14 protein-coding genes and 2 tRNA genes are annotated in these 14,336 nt (G+C 69.8%); 12 read left to right on the forward strand and 4 right to left on the reverse strand.

What is annotated here, in order from left to right; genetic code table 11:
* The first annotated feature begins 28 nt into the window (after window positions 1-28).
* Genes AB1634_07705 through AB1634_07730 form a run of 6 tightly spaced genes read left to right on the forward strand, consistent with a single transcriptional unit; the run spans window position 29 to window position 5,431 of the window.
* On the forward strand, window positions 29-1,177 hold the full coding sequence (locus AB1634_07705) for a M20/M25/M40 family metallo-hydrolase (GenBank protein MEW6219405.1): 1,149 nt from the start codon (window positions 29-31) through the stop codon (window positions 1,175-1,177).
* Window positions 1,178-1,226: 49 nt separating this feature from the next.
* Window positions 1,227-2,024, forward strand: a complete 798-nt coding sequence (locus AB1634_07710; GenBank protein ID MEW6219406.1) for a ParA family protein — start codon at window positions 1,227-1,229, stop codon at window positions 2,022-2,024.
* On the forward strand, window positions 2,021-2,905 hold the full coding sequence (locus AB1634_07715; protein ID MEW6219407.1) for a ParB/RepB/Spo0J family partition protein: 885 nt from the start codon (window positions 2,021-2,023) through the stop codon (window positions 2,903-2,905). Before AB1634_07710 ends, AB1634_07715 begins: the two co-directional genes overlap by 4 nt.
* Window positions 2,906-2,913: 8 nt before the next feature.
* The gene (locus AB1634_07720) at window positions 2,914-3,699 is read left to right on the forward strand and encodes a dihydroorotate dehydrogenase electron transfer subunit (GenBank protein ID MEW6219408.1); all 786 of its coding nucleotides are present in this window, start codon (window positions 2,914-2,916) and stop codon (window positions 3,697-3,699) included.
* A complete protein-coding gene (locus tag AB1634_07725; GenBank protein MEW6219409.1) occupies window positions 3,693-4,631 on the forward strand; it encodes a dihydroorotate dehydrogenase in 939 nt (312 codons plus the stop codon). The genes AB1634_07720 and AB1634_07725 overlap by 7 nt, the downstream gene beginning before the upstream one ends.
* A complete protein-coding gene (locus tag AB1634_07730) occupies window positions 4,631-5,431 on the forward strand; it encodes a hypothetical protein (GenBank protein MEW6219410.1) in 801 nt (266 codons plus the stop codon). The genes AB1634_07725 and AB1634_07730 overlap by 1 nt, the downstream gene beginning before the upstream one ends.
* Here AB1634_07730 and AB1634_07735 read toward each other — a convergent pair.
* The 3 genes from AB1634_07735 to AB1634_07745 form a co-directional block, all read right to left on the reverse strand.
* The gene (locus AB1634_07735; protein ID MEW6219411.1) at window positions 5,368-5,943 is read right to left on the reverse strand and encodes a type I restriction enzyme HsdR N-terminal domain-containing protein; all 576 of its coding nucleotides are present in this window, start codon (window positions 5,941-5,943) and stop codon (window positions 5,368-5,370) included. The genes AB1634_07730 and AB1634_07735 overlap by 64 nt on opposite strands.
* Before the next feature lie 499 nt (window positions 5,944-6,442).
* The gene (locus tag AB1634_07740; GenBank protein MEW6219412.1) at window positions 6,443-6,727 is read right to left on the reverse strand and encodes a hypothetical protein; all 285 of its coding nucleotides are present in this window, start codon (window positions 6,725-6,727) and stop codon (window positions 6,443-6,445) included.
* 178 nt (window positions 6,728-6,905) lie between these two features.
* Window positions 6,906-6,981, reverse strand: a tRNA-Asn gene (locus AB1634_07745).
* 103 nt (window positions 6,982-7,084) lie between these two features.
* Between AB1634_07745 and AB1634_07750 the strand changes: the two genes are divergently transcribed.
* Window positions 7,085-7,162, forward strand: a tRNA-Pro gene (locus AB1634_07750).
* Window positions 7,163-7,169: 7 nt separating this feature from the next.
* On the opposite strand, the gene AB1634_07755 is transcribed toward AB1634_07750, so the two are convergent.
* Window positions 7,170-8,288 carry an AI-2E family transporter gene (locus AB1634_07755; GenBank protein ID MEW6219413.1) on the reverse strand — a complete coding sequence of 373 codons (1,119 nt, stop codon included), beginning with the start codon at window positions 8,286-8,288 and terminating at the stop codon, window positions 7,170-7,172.
* 321 nt (window positions 8,289-8,609) lie between these two features.
* Between AB1634_07755 and AB1634_07760 the strand changes: the two genes are divergently transcribed.
* The 5 genes from AB1634_07760 to AB1634_07780 form a co-directional block, all read left to right on the forward strand.
* Window positions 8,610-10,316: a diguanylate cyclase gene (locus tag AB1634_07760; GenBank protein MEW6219414.1), complete on the forward strand. Its 1,707-nt coding sequence runs from the start codon at window positions 8,610-8,612 to the stop codon at window positions 10,314-10,316.
* A gap of 26 nt (window positions 10,317-10,342) precedes the next feature.
* Complete coding sequence (locus AB1634_07765; protein MEW6219415.1) at window positions 10,343-11,410, forward strand: branched-chain amino acid aminotransferase; 1,068 nt, start codon at window positions 10,343-10,345, stop codon at window positions 11,408-11,410.
* Window positions 11,411-11,418: 8 nt separating this feature from the next.
* Window positions 11,419-12,192 (forward strand): heparan-alpha-glucosaminide N-acetyltransferase, encoded by a 774-nt coding sequence (locus AB1634_07770; protein MEW6219416.1) that lies wholly within the window; start codon window positions 11,419-11,421, stop codon window positions 12,190-12,192.
* Between the two features lie 61 nt (window positions 12,193-12,253).
* Window positions 12,254-13,456 (forward strand): MFS transporter, encoded by a 1,203-nt coding sequence (locus tag AB1634_07775; protein MEW6219417.1) that lies wholly within the window; start codon window positions 12,254-12,256, stop codon window positions 13,454-13,456.
* A gap of 164 nt (window positions 13,457-13,620) precedes the next feature.
* Window positions 13,621-14,336: AsmA family protein (locus AB1634_07780; protein ID MEW6219418.1), on the forward strand; the 716-nt coding region annotated here is incomplete at its 3' end.

Below are 14,336 nucleotides of genomic sequence, written 5' to 3' on the forward strand. Positions count from 1 at the left end.
TTCGGCAGGCTCATTTTGGTTCGTGCCCATGGGCGATTGGTCCTCTGCCTTGCAGCCGGAGCGGCTGGCTTCCCTGTTCATCGAGCTGTGTCGTATCCCGAGCCCCTCCCGCCAGGAGGGCCCCGTGGCCCAGGTCCTGCGCCCGCTTTTTGCCGCCCTGGGCGCCAGCATCCGAGAGGACGACTCGGCGACCGCCACCGGCTCCCAGACCGGCAACCTGGTGCTCTCCCTGCCGGGCACCCTGCCCCGGCCGCCGGTCTTCTTCAATGCCCACATGGATACGGTAGGCCCCACGGAGGGCCTTGCGGTGGTCCGGGAGGGCGACCGCTTCCGCTCGGCCGGCAATACCGTGCTGGGGGGGGACGACAAGTCCGGCCTCGCCATCCTGGCGGAGGTCTGCCGCACCCTGTATGACCAGCGGATTCCGCACCGCCCCTTCCAGCTCGTTTTCACCACCTGCGAGGAGATTGGCCTTCTGGGCGCCAAGCATCTGGACTTCTCACTGGTCAGCGCCCGGATGGGCTACGCCTTGGACTCCTCGGGCGTCGATCAGGTGGTGGTGGGGGCGCCGGCGGCCAACCGGCTGCGCTTCCTGGTCAAGGGCCTGGCGGCCCACGCCGGCCTCTGCCCGGAGAAGGGGATCAGCGCCATCCAGCTGGCGGCGCAGGCCATCGCCGGCCTGCGCCTCGGCCGCCTGGACGACGAGAGCACCGCCAACATCGGCCGCATCGCCGGCGGCACAGCCACCAATATCGTGCCCCCCGAGGTGGTGGTGGAGGGCGAGGTGCGCAGCCATGACCTGGCCAAGCTGGAGGCCTTCACCCGGGCCATGCGCGAGGCCTTCTCCACCGCCGTGGCGGGCTGGCGGGATCGATCCGGACAGGTAGCCGCCCGGCCCGGCCTGGAGATCGACGAGGAGTTGGAGTATCCGCGCCTGGGGGCCGCGGCTGACGAGCCGGTGGTCCAGGAGGTGACAGCTGCCGCGGCCCGCTTGGGTCGCCAGCTGTCCCTGATCAGGGCCGGTGGCGGCAGCGACGCCAACATCTTTGCCGGCCAGGGCCTGGCCACGGTCATCCTCGGCACCGGCATGAGCAAGGTCCACTCCACCCAGGAGGAGATCCTGCTGCCGGACATGCTGCGCACGGCCGAGCTGGTGCTCGCCATCCTAACCGAGTGAAAGTCCAAGCCAATATGCACCATGTTCCACGTGCAACAACGAGGTAGCGGTGGCCAAGATCGTTGCGCTGGCAAACCAGAAGGGCGGGGTCGGCAAGACCACCACCACCATCAATCTGGGCGCGTCCCTGGCCGAGCTGGGCCGCCGGGTGCTGGTGGTGGACGCCGACCCCCAGGGCAATGCCTCCAGCGGCCTGGGGGTGGGGGGCGCTGCGGCGGCTGCCGGCCACCCTACCCTCTACCAGTGCCTGCTGGCCGGTGCCGACCCGCGGGCCGCCATCCTACCGGTCGCGGACCTGGACCGGCTGGCGGTGCTGCCCAGCTCCATCGACCTGGTGGGCGCGGAGGTGGAGCTGGTGCAAGCCCCCCGCCGGGAGCGCTTCCTGGCCACCACCCTGGAGCCGCTCCTCGCTGACTACGACTTCATTCTCATCGACTGCCCGCCGTCCCTGGGCCTTCTGACCATCAACGCCCTCACCGCTGCCCACTCGGTGCTGATCCCCCTGCAGTGCGAATACTTCGCCCTGGAGGGCCTGGGCCAGCTGGTGCGCACCATCCGCCTGGTGAAGAACAGCTACAACAGCCGCCTGCACATCGAGGGTCTGCTCCTCACCATGTACGACCGCCGCAACCGCCTCACCTTCCAGGTGGCCAAGGAGGTGAAGACCCACTTCAAGGACCAGGTCTACCGAGCGGTGATCCCCCGGAACGTCCGCCTCAGCGAAAGCCCCAGCCACGGCAAGCCGGCCATCCTGTACGCCCGCTCCTCACCAGGCGCCCAGAGCTACCTGGCCCTGGGCAAAGAGCTTCTCAACCCGCAGAACCGCCGCCAGGGAGCCGCCCCATGACCACCACCCCGCGCACCGGGCTGGGCAAGGGCCTGTCCGCCCTGCTGCCCTCCCGGGACGACGAGCACGGCCACCGCTACTTCCTCTGCCCCGTGGGCTCCATCCGCCCCAACCCCCGCCAGCCCCGCAAGCTGATCAAGCCCGACGAGCTGGAGGAGCTGGCGGCCTCCATCCGGGAGAAGGGCATCATCCAGCCTCTGGTGGTGCGGCGGCTGGACGAGGACGGCTATGAGCTCATCGCCGGCGAGCGACGCTGGCGCGCCTCCCAGCTGGCCGGGCTGGAGGAGGTGCCTGTGGTGGTCAAGGACGTCTCGCCGGATGAAGCCCTGGAGCTGGCCCTGATTGAAAACATCCAGCGCCAGGACCTCAACCCCCTGGAAGAGGCCGAGGCGTACGCCCGGTTGGTGGAGGAGCTGCGCATCACCCAGGAGGAGGTGGCCCGGCGGGTGGGCAAGGAGCGCTCCACGGTGGCCAATTACCTGCGTATCCTGGCCTTGCCGGACTGGGCCAAGGAGGATCTGGTCAACGACCGGCTGAGCATGGGCCACGCCAAGGTGCTCCTGGCTGTGGACGAGGACGAGCCCCGCCGGGCGCTGCGGGACGAGATCCTGGCCAAGGCCCTGTCGGTGCGCCAGACCGAGGCCCGCGCCCGGCGCCTCCGCCAGCAGAGCAGCCGGCGGCCCCGCCGCCGGCCCGCAGCCGAGGCCGCCGCCATCCCGGAATCCTACGCCCAGGTCCTGCAGAACGATCTGCAGCGCCATCTCGGCACCCGGGTCCGCATTGTCCAGGCCGGGTCCCGGGGCCGCCTGGAGATCGACTACTTCTCGGCCGACGATCTCGAACGACTCCTGGACCTCATTGTGCCGGCGGACCGCCGGTGAGCGCCGCCATGGCTGTCACCCCAGCCAACGCCTGTCAGGAGACCGGCCAGGTCCGCAAGCTCGAAGACCTGGGCCCGCACATCCTGCGCCTGACCGTGGACGCGCCAGCCATTGCCGCTGCTGCCAAGCCCGGCCAGTTTGTGATGGCCCGCCTGGGCACCGGACAAGACCCCCTCCTGCGCCGCCCCTTCTCGGTCCACCAGACCACAGCCCAGGGCACGCTGCAGCTTCTCTTCCGGGTCGTGGGCCGGGTGACCCGGCAGATGGCCGCACTGCGGCCGGGCGACGAGCTGGCCCTCCTGGGGCCGCTGGGCCGAGGCTTCCGCACCGAGGCCGCAGGCGGCATCCTGGTTGCCGGCGGCATGGGGGTGGCGCCCCTGCTCTTTCTGGCCAAGACCCTGGCGCAGGCCCTGCAGGGCCCGCCGCCCATTCTGCTCTTCGGGGCCCGCACCGCGGCCGAGCTGGTCGCCACCGCCGACTTCCGCGGGCTCGGCATCACCGTCCAGGAGACCACCGACGACGGCAGCCGCGGTCGCTCCGGGCTGGTCACCGGCCTCCTGGCCGAGACGCCCACCCCGGGCCCGGTCTACGCCTGCGGCCCCTGGCCCATGCTGCGGGCGGTGGCCGGCCTGTGCGCCCGGGCCAGCCGGCCCTGCCAGGTCTCCCTGGAGACCGGCATGGCCTGCGGCACCGGGGTCTGCCTCGGCTGCGCCGTGCCCAGGGCTGGCGGCCGCGGCTTTCTCCACGTCTGCAGCGACGGGCCGGTGGTGCTGGCCGAGGACGTGGGATGGTAGAGCCGGACCTTTCGGTGCGCCTCGGCAGCCTGCGCCTCCAGAACCCGGTGCTGACCGCCTCCGGCACCTTCGGCTACGGCCAGGAGCTGGCCGGCCTCGTCAATCTGCACCGGCTGGGCGCCATCGTCACCAAGGGCATCTCCCTCACCCCCCGGCCGGGCAATCCGCCGCCCCGGGTGGTGGAGACCCCCTGCGGCATGCTCAATGCCATTGGGCTGGAGAACTGCGGCCTGGACGCCTTCTGCCAGGAGAAGCTGCCCTTCCTGCGCCAGGTGGGCACCCCGGTGGTGGCCAACATCCTCGGCGACCGGATCGAGGACTACGTGGCCCTGGCCAGCCGGCTGGACCGCGAGCCGGGGCTGGCCGCTATCGAGGTCAACATCTCGTGCCCCAACGTCAAGGCCGGCGGGGTGGTCTTCGGCACCGACCCCGGGATGGTGCTGGCGGTCACCAGGGCGGTGCGGGAGGCGACCAGCCTGCCCCTGATCGTCAAGCTCTCCCCCAACGTCACCGACATCACCGCCATTGCCCAGGCCGCCGTGGCCGGCGGCGCCGACGCCGTCTCCCTCGTCAACACCCTGCTCGGCATGGCCATCGACATCCACAGCCGGCGGCCCCGCCTGGGCAACGTGGTCGGCGGCCTGTCGGGGCCAGCCATCAAGCCGGTGGCCCTGCGCCTGGTCTGGCAAACCGCCCGCGCCGTCACCGTACCGGTCATCGGCATCGGCGGCATCAGCTGCGCCGAGGACGCTGTGGAGTTCCTCCTCGCCGGCGCCACCGCCGTCCAGGTCGGCACCGCCACCCTGGTCAATCCCCGGGCCAGCACCGAGGTGGTGGCAGGCCTGGCCGACTACTGCCGGCAGCATGGCCTGGCCTCGATCCGGGAGATCATCGGCGCCCTGATCCTGGAAAATCTAACGGTGGGAAAATAATGGGATCTGACCAGAATCTTGCTGGCCGTGCGGGCTTGCGGCAGGCGGTCCTGGCGCTGTACGACCTGTTGGCCGAGCTGGCCCCCGGCTGGGGCGATGCCTGCCGGCCGGGCTGCGCCATCTGCTGCACCCGGGCGGTCACCCTCACCAGCCTGGAGGCGGAGATCCTGATCGCCGGGGTGACCAGGGACCAGGGGCCGGGCTTCCTGGCCGAGCGCCTGGCCCGGGTCCCAGCCGGCCCGCCCGCCGACCCCGGCCCCTCCTTCAACGCCCTGGCCGCCCTCTGCCGCCAGGGCCAAGTCGAAGCGCGCCGGCCCCCCGGGACCTCTGCCGCCGTCCCGGGGGTGTGTCCCTTCCTGGCCGCCGATCGCTGCCAGATCTACCCCTGGCGGCCGTTCGCCTGCCGCTGCTTCGCCTCCCAGGCGGTCTGCCGGCCCGGCGGCGCCGCCCTGCTGCCCGCGGTGCGGATCACCATCCACACCATCTTCCTGCAGGTGATCGAGCACCTCGACCAGGGCGGACGATGGGGCCGGCTGGTGGACCTCCTGCCCGCCTTGCTGGCCGGCCAGGCCGACCACCCCAGGCTGCACCCCACGGCTCCCATCCCGGGTCTTTTCATCCCGCCGGCCGAGGCCGATCAGGTGGCGCCGGTGGTCGCCGCCATCATGAGCCGCCCGGTGGCCGGAAGCGGCCGCACCGTAGCCGGCCTCCTGCGGCAGACCCGCCAGCGGCCCACTCAGCCCTCCCTGGCCCCAGGCAGGGCGCAGGGCCCGCCGCTGCAGCAGACCTCCACGTCGTAGGCGTTCAGGATCCGCAGCTCCCGCTCCCGGCGCTCCGCAGGCAAAGGCGGAAAGGTCAGCTCCGGCAGCCGCGCCAGCAGCTCCTGCCGCCCGGGGATGGCCGCCAGGCCCTCAGCCAGCACCTTCCCGGTCCGGGTGTCCAGCAGGCTGGCGTCCCGGCCGTTGGTGGCGACGGCCAGCGGAATCTGGTACTCCGGATTGACCACCCGGGCGGCGGCCACCGCCGGGCGCTCCCGGGTGACGATCGACCCCGGGCCGTAGCGGATGACCATCACCTGCCGGCCGGCCAGGCCCACCACGAAGTCGATCCGCGACACGGCGTAGGTGCCGGCAAACAGGGTCTCGATCCGCAGCCGAACCCCAACCTCCGCCCGGGCATAGCCTCGCTCCTCGACCAGCAGCCGGGCCAGTCCCTGGCGGATCCGCTCGTCATCGGTATCGACCACCGTCTCGCCCGTGATGTAATCCTGGCACCAGCCATACTCCAGATGGTGGCGCGGAACATCAGCCACAGCTCCACCCCCTTGACAAACCGTCGAAGATGCCGTCCACCTTACCCCAACAATAGCAGAGGGCTCCAGAAGAAAGGAAGGCTTCACGCGGCCCGAGTGGCCGGCCAAGGTGAGGCCGCGCGACATCGAGGCGCTCTTCAGATCGCTGCTCCATAAGCTGATGCCCGGCGAGATCCGCGTTGCCGACCTGGACCTCTCGGTTCTTGCTCAGCCCATCGGCCAGCCCGCCGGCGCGTCGACTTGACGACCAAGGAGAAAGCGTTTATGACTAACTCATCATCCGCCCCTGGCAGTAAGCCAGCCCGATCTGATTCAGGGCCGGCCGAGCCCAGGGGCTCTTCTTTTTCCGACTCCTTCCTCCGCCATACAAGCCGTTGTCCCGCCAGGCGATCGACATCTCGCGGAGCGCTACCGCGACCTGGCGCTCTGCCTTCCACCAGGAGCTTCGCGGAAAACGCAAGGTCGCCCTCCGCCTGGGGGAGATCCCGACGAACAACGTTCACTGGGAAATCAAGCCGCAGCCGCTCAAGGACCTCCTGAACAAGAGGCGCTCTTGGGACAGCCTGGTCGACGACGATTTCACGCTTTCGCTGCGGCAGAAGGGCGTGGACATGCGGCTGGGCTTGGACATCGCGTCCGTGGTGTTCAAGCGACAGGCAAACCAGATCGTTCTCGTCTCCGGCACGCCGACTTCGTTCCAGCCGCCAAGCTCGCGCGCCGCGAGGGCATCGACTTCATCCTTGACCCCATGTGGGCCACGATTCGGCCGCAGCTCTTCGAGCATATCGACGGCCTGCGGAGTGTGTGCCCGAAACCCGGCCGCGCAGCCGACGACTGCCATCCATGAGCACGCGCAAGATCAGCGAAGCTGGCTCGATCCCGTTTCCCTTGGTGCGGAATTGGGGGTTGGGACGGCGGTGACAAAATAAAAGGCCCACCTTGCGGTGGGCCTGACTTGATCCTGGCTCCCCCGGCCGGACTCGAACCAGCGACAGGGTGGTTAACAGCCACCTGCTCTACCGACTGAGCTACAGGGGAATTGCCCGGAATCTACCAGATCACCCCGGCCCCGTCAACCCTGGGGGCAGGGTTTCCCCTTGACGGCCGTCCGGGCCGATGCTACTCATTGGTGCTTCACCATCGGGGCGTAGCGCAGCCTGGTCAGCGCGCCTGCCTTGGGAGCAGGAGGTCGGAGGTTCAAATCCTCTCGCCCCGACCAGACCACCTCACCGCGGAGCCTCCTTCCTGCCACCCTCCTGGCCGGCCGCGGCCGGCTGGCCTGCCATCCAGCCCGCGTAGCTGCCCTGGTAGAGGTCCGCCAGGGTCAGGAAAGCGGTGATGATCAGGGGGCCGTAGATGATCCCCAGCACCCCGTACACGGCCAGCCCGCCCAGGATGCCCAGAAGGAGGGGCAGGGTGGGCATCCGCACCTGGTGACCCACCAGCTTGGCCTTGAGCACATAATCGAGGACATAGGCGCCCAGGGTATAGACCGCCAGGACGGCGACTCCGGACGCCGCCCGGCCTTTGAGGAACAGCACCGCGGCGCCTGGCACCATGATGAGGCCAGTGCCGACGATGGGCACGAAGGCGAAGGCAGCCATCATCCCGCCCCAGAGAAAGGGAGAGCCCAGACCGGTGAGCGCGAAGACCGCCCCACCCATGATGCCCTGGGCAATGCCCGAGATGCCATTCACCACCAGGATCGCCTTGGCCATCTCCTCGAACTTCCTGATGAGCACCCGCTCCTGCTCGTCCGGCAGCGGCGACAGCCGGGAGATGAAGGCCAAAAGCCGTTCCCGGTCGATGAGCAGGAAGAAGACAATGATCACCATGAGCAGGAACTTGAGCAGGAAGCCCAGGAAGTTCGCGGCCCAGGCGCTGGCCTGCTGGTAGACAAACAGCCCGAGGCTCCTGACCCCCTCCGACAGGGTGTCGTTGACCGCCCCCGGGTCCAAAGACAGGCCGTAGCCATCCAGCAGCCGCTCCAGCTGGCCCCACAGGGCGCTCTCCCGGACCAGCTCCTTGAGCTTCACCCCCACCATGGCATCCCGGCCCAGCTGGTAGAGCCCCAGGGCCTCCCCGGACAAGGCGCCCACGAACAGCACCAGGGGCACGAACACCAGCAGCACCAGAAGGCCGCAGGTGAGAAGGGACGCGAAGAAATCGGACAGGCGTCGCCGCAACAGGGCGTAGACCGGACTGGCCAAGCCGGCCAGAAGAAAGGCCAGAATCAACGTGTTGGCGAAGGGCCACAGCAGGTGACCCAGGAGGGCGGCCGACAGCAGGAAGAGGAGCAGAAAAGAACGGATGGCCAACGGGCCGGGGGCCGAGCTGGACGACATGGCGGGGACGCTCATGGCTTGATGGCTTGGCAGAAAGCCGGCGCCGGGGCCGATAGAAGGCAGCGGTGGCGGCGAGCGGAGCAGAACGACCCGGCGGACCAGCTCAGGGCGGCGGCGTAGTCACGGCCTGCACTATAGCAGGACCGCCGGCAAAAAAATATTCCTTTCGCCGTGGCAAGGTGCTACTTTTCTTCCTTGGCGTGCTAAGAGGACAATGGCCTCACCGGAGGATCCCGCCAGCCGCGGCGAGTGCCGGTCGACGCCCGCCTCCCTCCACGCCCGGCCCGAGACCGGCCGCCGGCACCCAAGACGAGGCACAGCATGCAGGAGCCCGCCATCAAGGATGTCATGACCCGGACGGTGGTCACCGTTTCCGAGGACAGTCCCTTGGAGCAGGCCCTGGAGCAGATCGCGGTGCAGCGCATCAGCTGCGTGGTGGTGGTGCGCCACCGCCGGCCGGTGGGCATCCTCACCGAGCGGGACGTGGTGCACCTGACCCATCGGCGGGTTCCCCTGCACACCGCGGTGGACCAGGTCATGACCACCACCCTCACCCGCATCGAGGAGGAGGAGAGTGTCCTGGAGGCGGCAAGCCTCATGGAGGCCCACCACCACCGCCGTCTCCTGGTCACCGACCGCCGGGGCCATTTCCGGGGGCTCATCACCCAGAGCAACATCATCCAGGCCCTGGGTCCCCACTTTGAGGTGTGCCGCCACCAGGTGGCGGCCCTCATGACCCGCTCGGTGTTCATCCTCCACAAGGAAACCCCCACCGCTGCCGCGGTCGAAGAGATGGTGCTCAAGGACATCAGCTGCGTGGTCATCCTGGAGGACCGCCGGCCGGTGGGCATCTTCACCGAGCGCGACCTGGCCAACCTGGCCTACCGCCGGGTGGAATGGCGGACCCTGCCCCTGGACGAGGTCATGAGCCGGCCGGTGATCACCGTCCAGGGGGACACCACCATGCTGGACGCCATCGGTGCCCTGCAACGGCATCACGTGCGCCGGCTCCTGATCGTCGACGGCCAGGACCATTTCCAGGGCCTCTTGACCCAGACCGGCATCGTCCGGACCCTGCGGCGGGAGTACGTCGAGCGGCTCAAGAGCGTCATCAATAAGCAGACCGAGATCATCGACGAATCAGAGGCCAAGTATCGGGTCCTGGTGGACGCCGTCCAGGTGGGCATCGTCATCGCGGTCGAGCAGGAGGTCCTGTTCACCAACCCCACGTTCCGGCAGCTGGTGGCCCTGCCGGACTCCGAGATCCTGGGCCAGAACCTCCTGGGCTTCCTGCATCCGGAAGACGCCGCCATCCTCGGCTCGGCCCTGGAGAGCGTGAAGACCGCCGGCCGGCCGGAGCCGGGGCTGGAGCTGCGCTTCCGCAACCGTCTGGGCGAGACCCGCTTCGTGGATGCCAATCTGGTGCGCATCACCTTCGACGGCCGGCCGGCTGTCCTGGCGACCCTCAAGGACATCACCCGCCGCCGCCAGCACGAGGAGGAGATCCGCCGGCTGATCATCACCGACGAGCTGACCGGCATCTTCAACCACCGCCATTTCCTGCGGGAGCTGGATCGGGAGATCGACCGGGGCAACCGTTACCAGGGCACCTTCTCCCTCCTGTTCGCCGATATCGACAATTTCAAGCAGTTCAACGACACCTTCGGCCACCTGCAGGGCGACCAGCTCCTGCGGGCGATCGCCCTTCTTTTGCAGAAGGGGGTGCGGGGCACCGATCAGGCCTTCCGCTACGGGGGCGAGGAGTTCACCATCCTGATGCCGGCCACCCCCCTGCGCCAGGCGGCCTTCCTGGCGGAGCGCCTGTGCCGGAGCGTCGCCGCCACCCCCTTCCGGGCGCTCAAGGCCGGGCAGGTGCAGGAGATCACCCGGACGCTGTCCATCGGGGTGGCCGAGTTCACGCCAGGAGTGGATGCGGGCCAGATGATCAGCCGCGCCGACCAGGCGATGTATCTGGCCAAGGAACGAGGGAAGAACCGGGTGGAGTGCTACAGCCACGACGGTCACTGACGACGGGAAAGGAGACAGGCCTGACCATGGATCTGAGGATCGAGCCAATCGACAGCAGCCACCGGAAGGCCAAGCCCGAGGACAAGGCCCTGGGCTTCGGCCGTTTCTTCACCGATCACATGTTCACCATGGTGTACCGGGAAGGCCACGGCTGGCACGACGCTGCCATCACCCCCTACCACGATTTCCGCCTGGATCCGGCCACCATGGTCTTCCACTACGGCCAGGCCATCTTCGAGGGCCTGAAGGCCTACCGCCGTCCCGACGGCCGCGCCTTCCTCTTCCGGCCCAAGGACAACCTGGCCCGCATGAACACCACGGCCAGCCGGATGTGCATGGCCACCATCCCGGTGGAACCGGTCTACGAGGCCATGCTGCGGCTCCTGGATCTGGAGCGGGACTGGATCCCGGTCAGCCGCGGCGCCTCCCTTTACATCCGGCCCACCATGATCGCCACCGAGGCCGGACTGGGCGTGCGACCGGCGGCCAGCTACCTCTTCTTCATCATCCTCAGCCCGGTGGGCGCCTACTACCCCGAGGGCTTCAACCCGGTGAAGATCTTTGTCACCGATCGCTATGTCCGGGCCGCGCCCGGCGGGGTGGGCCACGTCAAGACCGCCGGCAACTATGCGGCCAGCATCATGGCCGCTGTGGAGGCCCAGGCCCAGGGCTTCACCCAGGTGCTGTGGCTGGATGCCGTGCACCGGCGCTACATCGAGGAGGTGGGGACGATGAACATCTTCTTCCTCCTGGACGACGAGCTGGTCACCCCGCCTCTGGGCGGCAGCATCCTGCCCGGCATCACCCGGGACTCGGTGATCCGCCTGGCCCAGGATTGGGGGATCAAGGTCGTCGAGCGGCCCCTGGCCATCGACGAGGTTTACGCCGCCAGCCGGGAGGGCCGCCTCCGGGAGGCCTTCGGCACCGGTACCGCGGCGGTGATCTCGCCGGTGGGCTCGTTGTCCTACCAGGGAGAGACCTGCACCGTCAATGGCGGCCAAACCGGCCCCCTGGCCAGCCGCCTGTTCGAGACCCTCCTGGGCATCCAATACGGGGAGGAGGCGGACCCCCACGGCTGGACGGTGACCTTCTAGAGCCGGCCGTGCAGGAAGATCTGGCCGGCGCCGCACCGGCCGCCCGGTTGTGGGCTGTCGATGCGGTGCGGGGCCTGGCGGTCCTCGTCATGCTTGCCGCCAACACCCGCTTTGACCTCGGCCTGTTCCACTGCCTGCCGCCGGTCCAGGCCGGGCCCTGGTGGTGGCTGGCCCGGGCCACCGCCTGCCTGTTCCTGCTGGTGGCCGGTGTCTCCTTGGCCCTGTCCCGGAGGCGGGCGGCCGCCCAGGCCCAGGGCTTCGCCCACTACCGCCGCCGGGGCCTCCGACTCCTGGCCTGGGCGATCCTGGTCTCCCTCGCCACCCGGCTGGCCCTGGGCGACCTGTACGTCCGCTTCGGCGCCCTGCACCTGATCGGCCTTGGGGTGATCCTCTGCTACCCCCTGCTGGGGCGAACCCGGGCACCGCTCTTTGCGGCCCTGGCCGCCGGCGGGCTGGGGCCCTGGCTGGGAGGCCAGGAGGTGGCCGGCCCCTGGCTCCTGCCCCTGGGTGTGCGCTACCCCGGCTTCGCCTCGGTGGACTACCAGCCCATCCTGCCCTGGCTGGCCCCCATGCTGGCGGGGCTCGCCGCCGGCAACCTCGTGGCGGCCCGCGCGCCCGGCCTGCTGCAGCCAGGGCCCGCTCCCTTCTGGGGCCGGCCCCTGGCCTGGCTGGGCCGCCACAGCCTGGTCATCTACCTCGGCCACCAGCCCGCGCTCCTGGGCCTGTTTCTGCTGGCCGGCGTCCTGGATCCGGGCAGCCTGCCCCGGCCCCTTGCTCCCTGACGCCGGCGCTGCCGTGTCCCGACCCGCTCCTTCCATCCTGGCGGTGCTCACCAGCGGCCGCATGCTGGTCGCCTTTCTCATGGGCATCGCCTCCGGCTGGCCGCTGCTCTTGACCGGCAGCCTGCTGCAGGCCTGGCTGGCCCAGGCGGGGATCGATCTGGCCGCCATCGGCCTCACCGCCCTCCTGGGCCTGCCCTACACGGTGAAGTTTCTGTGGGCCCCGGTCCTCGACCGCTACACCCTGCCCTTTCTGGGCCGGCGGCGGGGCTGGCTCGCCGCCATCCAGGTGGCCCTGGCCGGGGCGATCATCGCCCTGGGCTTCCTGGATCCCCTGGCCAGACCAGCGGCCCTGGCAGCGGCCGCCCTCCTTCTGGCCTTCCTGTCCGCCTCCCAGGACATCGTTGCCGACGCCTACCGCCGGGAGGCTCTGGCCGATGCCGAGCTGGGCCTTGGCTCCTCCCTGTTCGTGAACGGCTACCGGTTGGGTATGCTCATCACCTCCGGCGGCGGCCTCATCCTGGCCGACCACCTGCCCTTTGCCCAGGTCTACCAGCTGCTGGGAGCCGGCATGCTGCTCGGGCTGGCCACCACCCTCCTGGCCCCGGAGCCGCCCCAGGCCGCCGGCCGGCCGGCCACCCTGCTGGCCGCTGCCTGGGAGCCGCTGGCGGAGTACTTTCGCCGGCCGGCGGCCTGGCCGGTCCTGGCCTTCATCCTCCTCTACAAGATCGGCGACCAGATGGCCGCCGGCATCACCATGCCCTTCTACCTGGAGCTGGGCTTCTCCAGGACCGCCATCGGCGCGGTGGTCAAGGTCCTGGGCTTCTGGGCCACGGTGGCCGGTGGCCTGGGCGGGGGAATCCTGCTGCTGCGCGCCTCCCTGCCAGCGGCCCTGCTCGGCTTCGGCGTCCTCCAGGCCCTTTCCACGGCCGCCTTCGCCCTCCTGGCTGCCGCTGGTCCATCTGTGCCCCTCCTGGCCGCGGTGATCGGCTTCGAGAACCTGGCCAGCGGCATGGGCACCGCTGCCTACGTGGCCTTCATGGCCTCCATCACCCACCGCCGCTTCACCGCCACCCAGTACGCCCTCCTCTCCAGCCTCATGGGCGTCCCCCGGGTGCTGGCCGCGGCCCCCACCGGCCTCTTCGCCCAATGGCTGGGCTGGGCTCCCTTCTTTCTCCTCTGCGCCCTTCTGGCGGTGCCGGGCCTGGTCCTGTGCCGCTTTCTGGCCCCGCCGCCGCCCGCCGCCCCGCCACCGGTCAAGACCTGACCCTGTCGTCCGGACACGCTTTTTTGTTTGACAAGGCGCAAGGCTGCCAGCTATCTCTGTTGCCAGGCCGCATTTGAGGGGCAGAGGTCGGCAGCCAGGCCGGCCCCTGCCCTTTCCTTTGCTGCTGCCGGCTGGGATCTTAAGAGGCCGGCAAGGAGGCTTCCGTGGCCCGCTTCGCCAAGCTCGCTGCCGGCATCCTGGGGGCAATCCTGCTCATCGCTCTGGGGCTCGCGATCTTCGTCCGGGTGGTGCTCACCGAGGAGCGCCTCAAGGCCGCGCTGCTGCCCAAAGCCGAGGAAGCCTTGGGCCGCCAGATCACGGTTGGCCGCATGCAGGTGGGGCTTCTGACGGGCATCGCGGTCCGGGACGTGGCGGTCAAGGAGGCCGACGGCCGCACCGATTTCATCCGCGTCGGCGCCGTGCTCCTGCGCTACGACCTGGGCCGGCTGCTCAAGAGGGAGGTGCTCATCACCGAGCTGCGGCTGGTGGCGCCCTTTGTGCGCCTCGTCCGCAGCCCCCAGGGCGCCTTCAACTTCGACTCCCTGGCCCTGCTGGCCGCGGCCAGCGACAAGCCGGCCCCGGCCGCCCCGGCCGCTCCCCCGGCGGCGCCCCTGGCCCTGTCCATCAGGCGCCTGGCCGTCGAGTCTGCCCGGCTGGAGATCCGGGATGGCCAGCAGCAGTTGCCCGCCACCGATGTCAGCGCAGACCTGGATCTGGGGGTGGATCTCGGCCCGAGGCCAGCCGCCGTTCGCCTGGTCGGCCAGCTGCGGCTGGCCGCCACCGCCACCTGCGGCCAGCTGGCCCCGCGCCTGGAGGCCACGCTGAGCGGCAGCGACCAGGCCCTCGACCTGGCTGGCCAGCTGCAGCTGGGGGAGGAGCG

The sequence above is a fragment of the Thermodesulfobacteriota bacterium genome (assembly GCA_040755095.1).
GTDB lineage: Bacteria > Desulfobacterota > Desulfobulbia > Desulfobulbales > JBFMBH01 > JBFMBH01.

Coding starts and splice junctions, on each gene's coding strand:
- AB1634_07705 (MEW6219405.1), top strand. CDS start 29: ATGGGCGATTGGTCCTCTGCCTTGCAGCCGGAGCGGCTGGCTTCCCTG.
- AB1634_07715 (MEW6219407.1), top strand. CDS start 2,021: ATGACCACCACCCCGCGCACCGGGCTGGGCAAGGGCCTGTCCGCCCTG.
- AB1634_07720 (MEW6219408.1), top strand. CDS start 2,914: ATGGCTGTCACCCCAGCCAACGCCTGTCAGGAGACCGGCCAGGTCCGC.
- AB1634_07725 (MEW6219409.1), top strand. CDS start 3,693: ATGGTAGAGCCGGACCTTTCGGTGCGCCTCGGCAGCCTGCGCCTCCAG.
- AB1634_07730 (MEW6219410.1), top strand. CDS start 4,631: ATGGGATCTGACCAGAATCTTGCTGGCCGTGCGGGCTTGCGGCAGGCG.
- AB1634_07740 (MEW6219412.1), bottom strand. CDS start 6,727: ATGCTCGAAGAGCTGCGGCCGAATCGTGGCCCACATGGGGTCAAGGAT.
- AB1634_07755 (MEW6219413.1), bottom strand. CDS start 8,288: ATGTCGTCCAGCTCGGCCCCCGGCCCGTTGGCCATCCGTTCTTTTCTG.
- AB1634_07760 (MEW6219414.1), top strand. CDS start 8,610: ATGCAGGAGCCCGCCATCAAGGATGTCATGACCCGGACGGTGGTCACC.
- AB1634_07765 (MEW6219415.1), top strand. CDS start 10,343: ATGGATCTGAGGATCGAGCCAATCGACAGCAGCCACCGGAAGGCCAAG.
- AB1634_07775 (MEW6219417.1), top strand. CDS start 12,254: ATGCTGGTCGCCTTTCTCATGGGCATCGCCTCCGGCTGGCCGCTGCTC.